The following is a 10,721-nucleotide window of genomic DNA, read 5'->3' on the forward strand; positions in this document are numbered from 1 at the left end:
GTTCAAGACATCCGAACCCCACCCACGTTGACTGAACCACGGCAGGGGCCGAAGCCGCGCCCCAGCCTTGGTTCGAGGATCAGGAGGATCGGTATGAAAACGAACATCCGCGCGATCACCTTGGCCGTAAGCGACCTCGAACGGTCGCTGCGCTTCTACCGTGACGGCCTCGGCCTCTCCTCACCGGGCATTATCGGCACCGAGTTCGTCCGCGACGAGCAGAACCCCGGCGGGTCGGTCGCCATGTTCACCCTCGACAATGGCCTGATTCTGTCCCTCTACTCGCGCACCGACCTGGCGATGGACGCGGGCATCGCCCTCGAGCGAGTCACCGGTTCGCCTATGAGCCTCGGCTTCTTCGCCGACTCCCGCGAGGACGTGGATCGCATCCTGGAACATGCTGAGCGAGCGGGCGGGACCATTATCCGCCACCCCGTCACCCGCCCATGGGGTATCTACGCGGGCTACTTCGCCGACCCCGACGGTCACCTGTGGGAAGCGGTGTACTTCGTGAACGGTACTTCGGATTGATATCCGTTGTTCCACCGTGCTATTCGATGGTGAACAGACCGCTGAGGAACGGGATCAGTCGGGGCCAGGAGGCTTCGACGATGCCCAGATGGTCGGTGGGGTAGCTCTGGAACTGGTATCGGGTTCCGGAGGCGCTCAGTTGGCCGAGGAGTGCGGCGGTCGAGGGGAAGGGGACGGTGGCGTCCTGCTCGCCCTGGGTGATGAGTAGCGGCTGTCGGTAACCGGAGGCCGGTACGGCCAGGTAGTGGGTGAGTCGAGCGGTGAAGTCGCCGGTCAGCAGCGGTTTGGTCAGTAGCGAACCGAGGGAGAGGCCTTGGACCTGGACGGGCCAATTCGATACGCACGAGGTGGCCAGACGTTGCATCGCGGCGATACCCGTTGGGGTGTAGTAGCTTTCGATATCGGTGGCAGGGTAGGCGATGCGCATGCCCTCGAGTACCGCGGCGACGTTATCGACGAAACCATCGAGGATGGGCACGCGGGGTATGTAGGGACCCGCGAGTGCGATGGCCTGCTCCACGTTGGCCGGCGGTGCGAGCGCGGCGGTGCCGCGGAAGTCGAGTTCGGGCGCGTAGGTCGGGGCGAGGGCGCCGGTGTTCAAAGCGGCGTGTCCGCCCTGGGAGACGCCCACGACCGCCCAACGCGGCGACAGGTCCTTATCGGCGGTGCGCGCGGCGCGAACGAGGTCGATAGTGGCGGTGGCTTCGGTGCGGGATTGCAGGTAGGGATGCGGTGTCGCGGCACCGGCATTCAGGCCGACATAGTCGGGCGCGACCACCGCATAGCCTTGGTCCAGCAGACGATGCAGATACGAGGCATCGGCCCGGGCCTTCATGGTGGTGATCCCGCACTGCGGGCCAAGCCGCTGGTGCCGTGATCCCACGCGATTACCGGCCAACCTCCAGGCGGCGGTGCTCCATTCGAGGTGAGCAGCAGTCCGGTCGCCGTCGTGGCTGCGCCGGTGGGGCCCTCGGTGACGTATTCGAGCACCGAGACCCGATCGAACCCACCCCAACCCGCCGCCTGTGCGGTCGACGACACAAGTTCGCCCATCGTATCGTCGGCATGTGCGCCACCCGCGCTCGATACGGCAAGTATCGCGGCTGCCAGCGCTGTGAGACCGGCTCTCCGGCGGATGCGATCGCTGTTCCGACAGTTCGCACGCACGGCTGCTCCTCTGCTCGGTACAGATGTCAGCAGACTATCGAGAACCCGCCATCGACGGTAGGCGAACTCGAGTCGCTCGCCGGTGACGAGATCGGACACGACACATGCCCTTTCGCATTGGTTCGTTGCGAAAGAGCATGTGTCGTGCGGGCGCTAACCGAGTTCGGCCAGTTGGGTTACCGCCGGCGCCATGCCCTCGATCCACGCCGCCGGAGACCCGGTGGTCGGGATAATGATCACGGTGTGCACGCCGAGCTTGGCGTAATCGGCCATCTGGCGGACGAATTCGTCGCGATTGTCTGGATTCGGGCGCGGATTATTGGCCATGATGGTGATGCGAATATCGTCGAAATCGCGCCCGACATCGTCGCAATGGCGGCGCAGGACGTCGAGTTTGTGGGCGACATCCTCGGGTGCGGAACCGAAGAGGTTGCAGGCGTCGCCGTACTGCGCGACCAACCGCAGCGTCTTGCGTTCGCCGCCACCGCCGATGAGCACCTTGGGCCGGTTGATCGGCTGCGGCGAGCACAGCGTCTCGGCCAACTGGTAGTGCTTGCCGTCGAAGGGGCCGTTGTTCTGCGGATCCCACATCTGCTGACAGATGCGCAGCGTCTCCTCGAGGCGCTCGAACCGTTCGGCGATCGGCGGGAACTGCACACCGAGCCCGCGATGCTCTCGTTCGAACCAGGCGGCGCCGATGCCGAGCACCGCGCGGCCGCCCGAAAGGACATCGAGGGTGGTGACGATCTTGGCGAGCAGGCCGGGATGCCGGTAGGTCACGCCGGTGACGAGCAGGCCGAGGTCGATACGGGAGGTGTGCGCGGCCAGATAGCCGAGGGTGGTGTAGCCCTCCAACATATTGGACTCGGCCGGGAGGCCGGTCGGCTCGATCTGGAAGTAGTGGTCCATGAACGACAGCCAGGTCGCACCGGATGCCTCTGCCGCGGCGCCGACCCTGGCCAACTCGCCGGCAATGGCGGTGGTGCCGCCGTCGATGTCGAATATCGGTAGGTGAAAACCGAGTTCCATGAAGTGATCCCCTGGTACTAGACGATTTTGTACTGCCAACGCTATGATCTGGAGTGCACTCCAAGTCAAGTCTTGTTCGGGGGTCACCAAAGACCGGTGGCGGTGTCGCCATGGACGACACCGCCACCAGCTTAAGTCGATCAGCCCTGAGTGGTGGTCACCGAATTCAGGACGACATCGGCGTTCGGGCGACCGTCTTCGCCGCCCGCGGCCCCCGCATCGGCGACCCGCGCCAGAACATCCATACCGGCGGTGATCTTGCCGAACGGAGTGTAGTTCGGCGGCAGCTGCGAATCCTTGTAGACCAGGAAGAACTGGCTGCCATTGGTGTCGGGACCGGCGTTGGCCATGGCGACCGTACCGGCCGGATAGGTGGCGCCGTCCAGGTTCTCGTTCGGGAACTGGTAGCCCGGACCGCCCGTGCCGGTGGCAGTGGGATCACCACACTGCAGGACGAAGATGCCCGCGGTGGTCAATCGGTGGCACTGGGTGTGGTCGAAATATTTCTGCCCGGCCAGGAATACGAAGGAGTTCACCGTGCGGGGTGCGCGGGCGGCCTCCAGGGCGATACCGACTGTGCCGCAGGTGGTTTCCAGCTGCGCGGTGTACTTCGCGCCCGTGTCGATCGCCATCGCGGGCTCGCTGGCCCACTGCTTGCTCTCCGGCTTGGCCGAATCGGGGGCCACGCATCCGGCGACCGGTGTGCCCGGATCCGCCGAGACCCCGCCCGCGGCGAAGATCGCGAGGGTGGTGCCGACGGCGAGTACACCGAGGCCTCGTAGCAGGGCAGTCCCGACTCTACGATGCTGCCTGATGGGCTGATGGTGGTCGAATTGCCGCACCTGCACTTCGCTGCTCACCGGTCAGGATCTCCTTCTGTTGTGTATCGCATCGGGTGATGCTGAGCGGATCATTCCATCTCGACGCTTCCAGCGGAACGAGATGCGTATTGCGACTGTGTGGCAATAGAAATCAGCGGATACGCGGCCGATGGTCGGTTAGCATGGCTGCGACGGAGGCGCATCTGATCGGCTAACTGGCTCGGCACGCATAGACTCTCCGGTGACATCGCCTCCACGGGAGGTGTATCAGCTTGTCCGGATACGTATTTCGCTGGTGTACCGCGTTGTTGTGTGTAGGCGCACTGGTGGGCGGATGCACGGCCGGCGCCGAGACGAAATCGACCACGCAAACGGGTGCCTGGCCACCGAGCGATGACCGTGGCACCTGTGCGGTCGACAAGCAGGCAGACGTTCCGGCAACGATGCGCGACGGCACGGTGCTGCGCGCAGATGTGTACCGCCCGCACACCAGCGATCCGGTGCCGGTGATCCTGATGCGCACCCAGTACGGCAAGGCCGCCGCGCAGATCCAGCCCTCGCGCTATCGCACACCCGACTGGTTCGCCTCGCACTGCTACCTGGTGGTCATCCAGGACATTCGCGGTATCGGCAGCTCCGACGGCACATTCACCGAATTCGGCAATGACACCCACGACGGCTACGACACCGTGGAATGGGCCGCGCAACTGCCCGGTTCGAACGGCAAGGTCGGCATGTACGGCTCGTCATATGTCGGTGCGACACAATGGCTGGCGGCGATCGAGACGCCGCCGCATCTGACCACGATCGTGCCCGCGAACACCGCCTCCGACTACTACGACGGCTGGACCTACGAGGGCGGCGCCTTCCGCCTCGGCTTCGTCGAACCATGGGCCATGGGCACCATCGGCGCGGAATCCGCCGACCGACGTGACGACAAGGCCACCGCCAACCAGCTGCGCGCGGATTTACAGAACATCACCTCGTGGCTGAATTACCGTCCCTACAAGGACTTTCCGCCGCTGCAGCCGAATAATCCGGCCGTCGCGCCGTGGTACTTCGACTGGATCCGCAACTCGACGAGAAACGATTACTGGAAGCAGTGGAGCATCCGCGACCGCTATCCGAATGTGCGAGTGCCGGTGCTCGATATCGAGGGTTGGTACGACGCATTCCTCGCGGGCGGCATCGAGAACTTCACCGGAATGGTCGAGCGTGGCGGCGCACCGGCACGGCAGGACCAGCGATTGGTGATCGGTCCCTGGGACCACCTCGGCTGGGGACGACCCACATCGATGATCGCGCCCCGGCTCGAGCAGCTCGGGCCGGTCGGCGACAGCCCGATCAACGAGTTGATGCTGGCGTGGTTCGACCACTTCCTCAAGGGCACGGGCAACGGCGTCGCGGGCAAGCCGCGTGTCGACTATTTCCTCATGGGTGCCAATCGATGGAAGTCGGCACCGAGTTGGCCACTGCCGCAAACACAGTGGAAGGAATACTTCTTCACCGACAGCGGCGCCAACGGTGTTGTCGGCCGGGTCGGCAAACTCGTCGATCACGCGCCGAGCGGGCCGGCGGCGGTCGACCGGTATATCTACGACCCGGCCGCACCCGTACCGAGTATCGGCGGGCATTCGTGCTGCTCGGTCGGATCGGGTCCGCAGGGTCCGTTCGACCAGACCGCGGTCGAGCAGCGTTCGGATGTGCTCACCTACACCACCGACCCGCTCGGCGCCGATACCGAGGTGACCGGCCCGATTACGGTGAAACTGTGGGCCTCGTCCACCGCGCCCGACACCGATTTCGTCGCGCGGCTGGAGGTCGTCTCACCCGACGGATCGGCCGTCAACCTCAACAATGGCATCATCCGTGCCGCGTTCCGGGATTCGTTATCGGATCCGACCCCGCTGGTGCCCGGCCGGCCCTATCCGTTCACCATCAAGATCTGGCCGACCAGCTACCAGTTCAAGGCGGGCGATCGAATCCGGGTGGCCATCAGCAGCAGTGACTACCCGCAGTACGCGCCGAACCCGAATACCGGCGAACCCTTCGGCGACAGCGTCCGGACACAGCCCGCGACGCAGACGATCTACAAGGATGCCGAGCACCCGTCCTCGGTGATCGTGCCCGTCATCCCGGCCGGTCACGACGGCGCCACCAGCTTCGATATCGAGCCGGGCTCCTAGGCGCGGCGAACGCGACGGTAGGTGGGGGCCGCGGTGGTCGCGGCGGCGAGCTCGCCGGTGAGCCAGTCCAGCTCGCCGTCGGTGATCGCGGCGACGGTGATGCGCAGGTGATCGCCGTGTGGGTGGTCCTCGACCTCGAAGGGACGGCCGGGTGCGGCCTTGATACCCGCGGCGGCAAGCGAGATCATTGCCGCGTTCTCGTCGGCGACGGGGAGCCACAGGTTGATGCCGTCGCCACGGGCGACGGCGACGCCCTTGCGAGCCAGCGCGCGGCGGAGTTCGGTTGAGCGCCTGCGGTATTCGGTACGGGCTGCGGCTACGGTGCGCACGGCGGTGTCGTCGTCGAGCATGGTGAGCAGCAAGCGTTGTAGTAGTCGGCTGGTCCAGCCGGGGCCGAGCATGCGCCGTTCGATCATCGGATCCAGGAATTCGGCGGGGCCGCCGACCGCCGCGAGGCGCAGGTCAGCGCCGTGCGATTTGGAGTAGGAGCGGATATGTACCGTTCGGCTCGGCAGTCGCGAGCCGAGGGAGCGCAGCGTGGTGGATGCGATGCCCGCGGAGTGGTCGTCCTCGATGACGAGAGTGTCTGTGCCGGTCAGGATTTCGGTCAGTTCGCGGGTGCGTGCGGCGGTGAGCGAGACGCCCGTCGGATTCTGTGCGCGCGGCTGCAGGATCAGCGCTGCGGCGCCACGTGCCCGCTCGAGATCGTGTGGCAGTAAACCGGATTCATCCATGCGAACCGGAATGGGCCGAGCCCCGATCCGGGCGAGCAGGTCGAGGAAAGGTGGGAAGCAGGGATCTTCGACAGCTACCGCATCGCCCAACCGCACATGGGTGGTGAGCAGTCGATCGATGGCGTCGAGCGCCCCGTCGACGACTGCGAGTCGTTCGGCGCGGAAGGGCCAATCTGTGCGCACCTTGGCGGCCAGTTCCGGCAGCACGGCCTCGCCGAGATAGTCCGCCGCGAGATCATTGCCGCGTCCGTGCTCGGTGATCGCGCGCAGTGCGGCGACCAGATCCGGTAGCAGCTTCGGATCGGGGGTGCCCCGGGACAGATCGATGCGGAAGGCGCTGTCCGAAGGCGGGTGCAGGCGCTGATAGCGGCCCGTGGGCGTGGATGCGCGGGTGGCGCTGCGTTCGCCGACGAAGGTTCCAGCACGCCCCCGCGCCACTATCGCGCCGGTGGCGGCCAGCGCGCGCCAAGCCTGGTTGACGGTAGCGGGGGACACCCGCAATTCGCGGGCGACTTCACGCACGGTCGGCAGCCGCGATCCGGGTTCGATTGCTCCGGAACGAATCCGGCGGCTCACCGCGGCCGCGATTCCGGCCGGGGTGCGATCTTCGAGAGCCGCGTTGAACAGCCACGACCCGGCTGCGACAGGTGCGGGCGTGGTGTCTCGCAGGTCGTCTGCGGGCACCTGCGGCGCGGTCGTCGGATCGAAGTTCACAGCGTCATTCTGCGTCGGGCACAGCGCCGGAACGAAGACCGGCCCCAAGGTTTACGGCTACGAAACTGTTTCCGCAATCTTGTAACACAACCGAATTGGATCTCGGTGAAGTATAACAAAGCATGGGAATCGTTCGAGCGGCGCTCGTCCAGACGAACTGGACGGGTGATAAAGAGTCCATGATCAAGGCGCACGAGGACTACGCACGCCAGGCCGCCGCGCAGGGCGCCAAGGTGATCTGCTTCCAGGAGTTGTTCTACGGCCCGTACTTCTGCCAGTTGCAGGACACGAAGTTCTACGACTACGCGGAATCGGTGCCGGGGCCGACGACGGAGCGATTCGCTGCCCTGGCAAAGGAATTGGGCTTGGTAATGATCCTGCCGGTATACGAGCAGGAACAGCCCGGGCTGCTCTACAACACCGCGGCGGTCATCGATGCCGACGGCAGCTACCTCGGCAAGTACCGCAAACACCATATTCCGCACGTCAACGGATTCTGGGAGAAGTTCTACTTCCGGCCCGGAAATGTGGGCTGGCCGGTCTTCGATACCGCGGTCGGCAAGGTCGGCGTGTACATCTGTTACGACCGGCACTTCCCGGAGGGCTGGCGCGCCCTGGGACTGGCCGGCGCGGAAATCGTCTTCAACCCCTCCGCGACCTCGCGTGGCCTGTCCGGCTACTTGTGGAAGCTGGAGCAACCGGCCTCGGCGGTCGCCAACGAATACTTCATCGGCGCCATCAACCGGGTCGGCATCGAGGAATACGGTGATGACGATTTCTACGGAACCAGCTATTTCGTGGATCCGGAAGGTAAATTCGTCGGAGACCTCGCCTCGGATACCGATCCGGAGCTGGTGATCCGTGACCTCGATATGGATCTGATCAAGGTGGTGCGCGATCGCTGGGCGTTCTATCGCGATCGCCGCCCTGACGCCTATGGACCGATGGTGGCTCCGTGAGGCTGGTGATATCGATATGACGAAGACATTCATTCACGGCGGCACGGTGGTATCGGCCACCGGCTCGCAATTGCTCGATGTGCTCGTCGACGGCGAGACCATCGTCGCGGTCCTGCAGCCCGGCGCCACCGCATTGGGCGCGGATCTCGCCGAGTCCTCCGATGTCGTCATCGACGCGACCGGCAAGTATGTGATTCCCGGCGGCGTGGACGGCCACACCCATATGCAGCTGCCCTTCGGCGGCACCGAGGCCTCCGATACCTTCGAGACCGGCACCCGTGCGGCCGCCTGGGGCGGCACCACGACCATTGTCGACTTCGCGGTGCAGAAGCCGGGGGAGCGGGTGCAGGACACCCTTGGTCTGTGGCACGAGAAGGCTGCGGGCAACTGCGCGATCGACTACGGCTTCCACCAGATCATCGGTGAGGTGAACGACGAATCCCTCAAGGGGATGAGCGAATTGGTGGCCGAGGGAGTCACCAGCTTCAAGTTGTTCATGGCCTATCCGGGTGTCTTCTACTCCGATGACGGTCAGATCCTGCGGGCCATGCAATCGGCGGGCGATCTGGGCGCGCTGCTGATGATGCACGCGGAGAACGGCATTGCCATCGATGTGCTGGTCGAGCAGGCATTGGCCCGCGGTGAGACCTCGCCCTATTACCACGGTGTCTCGCGGCCGTGGCAGATGGAGGAGGAGGCCACCCATCGCGCGATCATGTTGGCGCAGTTGACGAATGCGCCGTTGTATGTCGTGCACGTCTCGGCCAAGCAGGCGATGGAACAGATCGCCGCCGCGCGGGGTAACGGGCAGAACGTCTTCGGTGAGACCTGTCCGCAGTATCTGTATCTGTCACTCGAAGAGCATTTGGGCGCACCGGGTTTCGAGGGCGCGAAGTGGGTGTGCTCGACGCCGCTGCGATCGAAGGCGGAGGGGCATCAGAACGAGCTGTGGCGCTATATCCGCACCGGCGATGTCACATCGGTCAGCACCGACCACTGTCCCTTCTGCATGAAGGATCAGAAAGAGTTGGGGCTCGGCGACTTCAGCAAGATCCCCAACGGAATCGGCGGCGTCGAACACCGGATGGATCTGATGTTCCAGGGCGTCAAGAACGGATTGATCTCACTGGAGCGCTGGGTCGAGGTCTGCTGCACCACACCGGCACGCATGTTCGGCATGTATCCGCGCAAGGGCGTCATCAGTCCGGGCGCCGACGCCGACATCGTCATCTATGACCCGAACGGGCACACCAGCATCGGGTTCGGCAAGACCCACCACATGAATATGGATCATTCGGCCTGGGAGGGCTTCGAGATCGACGGACACGTCGACACGGTGCTCTCGCGCGGCCGCGTGATCATCGACGACGGCTCGTATCTGGGCAGTGCCGGTCACGGCCGGTTCATCGCCCGCGAACTGTCGCAGAACCTGATCTGACCCCGATTGGCCTGATTTGACCTGATTGGAGAGTGCCGCATGGATATCGGTGTGGTGCTGCAATGCACACCGCCCGCCTCGCGGGTGGTCGAACTGGCCAGACAGGCGGAGACACACGGCTTTTCGCATGTATGGACCTTCGATTCGCACCTGCTGTGGCAGGAGCCCTACGTCATCCACAGCCAGATTCTGTCCGCCACCCGCAAGGTGGTCGTCGGCCCGATGGTCACCAACCCGGCCACCAGGGACTGGACCGTGACCGCGTCGACCTTCGCGACGCTCAACGATATGTTCGGCAATCGCACCGTCTGCGGTATCGGCCGCGGTGACTCCGCGGTGCGCACTCTCGGCGGCAAACCGACCACGCTGGCGACATTGCGAGAGTCCATCGAGGTGATCAGGGAGCTCGGCAACGGTCGCAGTGCCCGCATCGGCGACACCGTGGTGCGCTTCCCGTGGGCGAGCGCGTCGCGGCTCGAGGTGTGGGTGGCCGGATACGGTCCGCGCGCACTCGATCTGACCGGCGAGGTCGCCGACGGATTCATTCTGCAACTCGCCGACCCGGATATCGCCGCGTGGACGATCGCCCGGGTGCGGGCGGCCGCGGAGAAGGCGGGGCGCGCGCCCGGATCGGTGAAAATCTGCGTGGCGGCACCGGCCTACGTCACCGACGGATCCGATGCCGCGACGGCGCATGCCCGCGAACAGTGCCGCTGGTTCGGCGGCATGGTCGGCAATCACGTCGCCGATATCGTCGCGAAATACGGTACCGACGGCGATATTCCGGTCGCGCTCACCGACTACATCGCGGGCCGTCAGGGCTACGACTACAACGAGCACGGTCGCGCGGGCAATACGCATGCCGAATTCGTGCCGGACGCCATCGTGGACCGCTTCTGTGTGATCGGCACGCCCGACGAGCAGTTGGCTCGGCTGCACGAGCTGGAGAAGTTGGGCGTCGACCAGTTCGCGGTCTATCTCCAGCACGATGCCAAGACCGCCACATTGGATGCGTACGGGGAGTCGGTGCTGCCCAGGCTGGCGCATCCGGTCACGGCGACGGCGGGTGCCGAGTGATCGCCTCGGCAGCGGCGGGGTGCTATGAGCTGGTCGAGAGGCGTCTCGCGGAACCGGTTCCGGTG

At 65.0% G+C, this 10,721-nt stretch carries 10 protein-coding genes; 5 read left to right on the top strand and 5 right to left on the bottom strand.

All coding sequences use genetic code 11. The features are described from left to right. The first annotated feature begins 93 nt into the window (after window positions 1-93). The gene (locus tag ACFYOW_RS28595) at window positions 94-531 is read left to right on the top strand and encodes a VOC family protein (RefSeq protein ID WP_387292991.1); all 438 of its coding nucleotides are present in this window, start codon (window positions 94-96) and stop codon (window positions 529-531) included. Between the two features lie 19 nt (window positions 532-550). Here ACFYOW_RS28595 and ACFYOW_RS28600 read toward each other — a convergent pair whose 3' ends face one another. The 4 genes from ACFYOW_RS28600 to ACFYOW_RS28615 all read right to left on the bottom strand — a co-directional run bounded on the left by ACFYOW_RS28600 (window position 551) and on the right by ACFYOW_RS28615 (window position 3,587). Then, window positions 551-1,366 (bottom strand): alpha/beta fold hydrolase, encoded by an 816-nt coding sequence (locus tag ACFYOW_RS28600; protein ID WP_387292993.1) that lies wholly within the window; start codon window positions 1,364-1,366, stop codon window positions 551-553. After that, window positions 1,363-1,698 (bottom strand): hypothetical protein, encoded by a 336-nt coding sequence (locus ACFYOW_RS28605; RefSeq protein WP_387292995.1) that lies wholly within the window; start codon window positions 1,696-1,698, stop codon window positions 1,363-1,365. Before ACFYOW_RS28605 ends, ACFYOW_RS28600 begins: the two co-directional genes overlap by 4 nt. 153 nt (window positions 1,699-1,851) lie before the next feature. Then, window positions 1,852-2,727, bottom strand: a complete 876-nt coding sequence (locus tag ACFYOW_RS28610; RefSeq protein WP_387292997.1) for an LLM class F420-dependent oxidoreductase — start codon at window positions 2,725-2,727, stop codon at window positions 1,852-1,854. Between the two features lie 140 nt (window positions 2,728-2,867). Continuing rightward, window positions 2,868-3,587 carry a peptidylprolyl isomerase gene (locus ACFYOW_RS28615; protein ID WP_387292999.1) on the bottom strand — a complete coding sequence of 240 codons (720 nt, stop codon included), beginning with the start codon at window positions 3,585-3,587 and terminating at the stop codon, window positions 2,868-2,870. Window positions 3,588-3,991: 404 nt separating this feature from the next. On the opposite strand from ACFYOW_RS28615, the gene ACFYOW_RS28620 reads away from it, so the two are divergent. Further along, complete coding sequence (locus tag ACFYOW_RS28620; RefSeq protein ID WP_387293247.1) at window positions 3,992-5,734, top strand: CocE/NonD family hydrolase; 1,743 nt, start codon at window positions 3,992-3,994, stop codon at window positions 5,732-5,734. Here ACFYOW_RS28620 and ACFYOW_RS28625 read toward each other — a convergent pair. After that, entirely contained in the window at window positions 5,731-7,182 is a 1,452-nt protein-coding gene (locus tag ACFYOW_RS28625) for a PLP-dependent aminotransferase family protein (RefSeq protein WP_387293001.1), read from the bottom strand. The two genes, ACFYOW_RS28620 and ACFYOW_RS28625, sit on opposite strands and share 4 nt — an antisense overlap. Before the next feature lie 122 nt (window positions 7,183-7,304). Between ACFYOW_RS28625 and ACFYOW_RS28630 the strand changes: the two genes are divergently transcribed. From ACFYOW_RS28630 to ACFYOW_RS28640, 3 genes are read left to right on the top strand one after another with little or no spacing between them, the layout of a single operon-like run. Next, window positions 7,305-8,141: a nitrilase-related carbon-nitrogen hydrolase gene (locus tag ACFYOW_RS28630; protein ID WP_387293003.1), complete on the top strand. Its 837-nt coding sequence runs from the start codon at window positions 7,305-7,307 to the stop codon at window positions 8,139-8,141. A gap of 16 nt (window positions 8,142-8,157) precedes the next feature. Next, a complete protein-coding gene (gene hydA / locus ACFYOW_RS28635) occupies window positions 8,158-9,579 on the top strand; it encodes a dihydropyrimidinase (protein WP_387293005.1) in 1,422 nt (473 codons plus the stop codon). Window positions 9,580-9,618: 39 nt separating this feature from the next. Beyond that, on the top strand, window positions 9,619-10,656 hold the full coding sequence (locus tag ACFYOW_RS28640) for a TIGR03842 family LLM class F420-dependent oxidoreductase (protein WP_387293007.1): 1,038 nt from the start codon (window positions 9,619-9,621) through the stop codon (window positions 10,654-10,656). Window positions 10,657-10,721 lie beyond the last annotated feature (65 nt).

It is taken from the genome of Nocardia sp. NPDC006982 (assembly GCF_042869435.1).
Lineage (GTDB): Bacteria > Actinomycetota > Actinomycetes > Mycobacteriales > Mycobacteriaceae > Nocardia.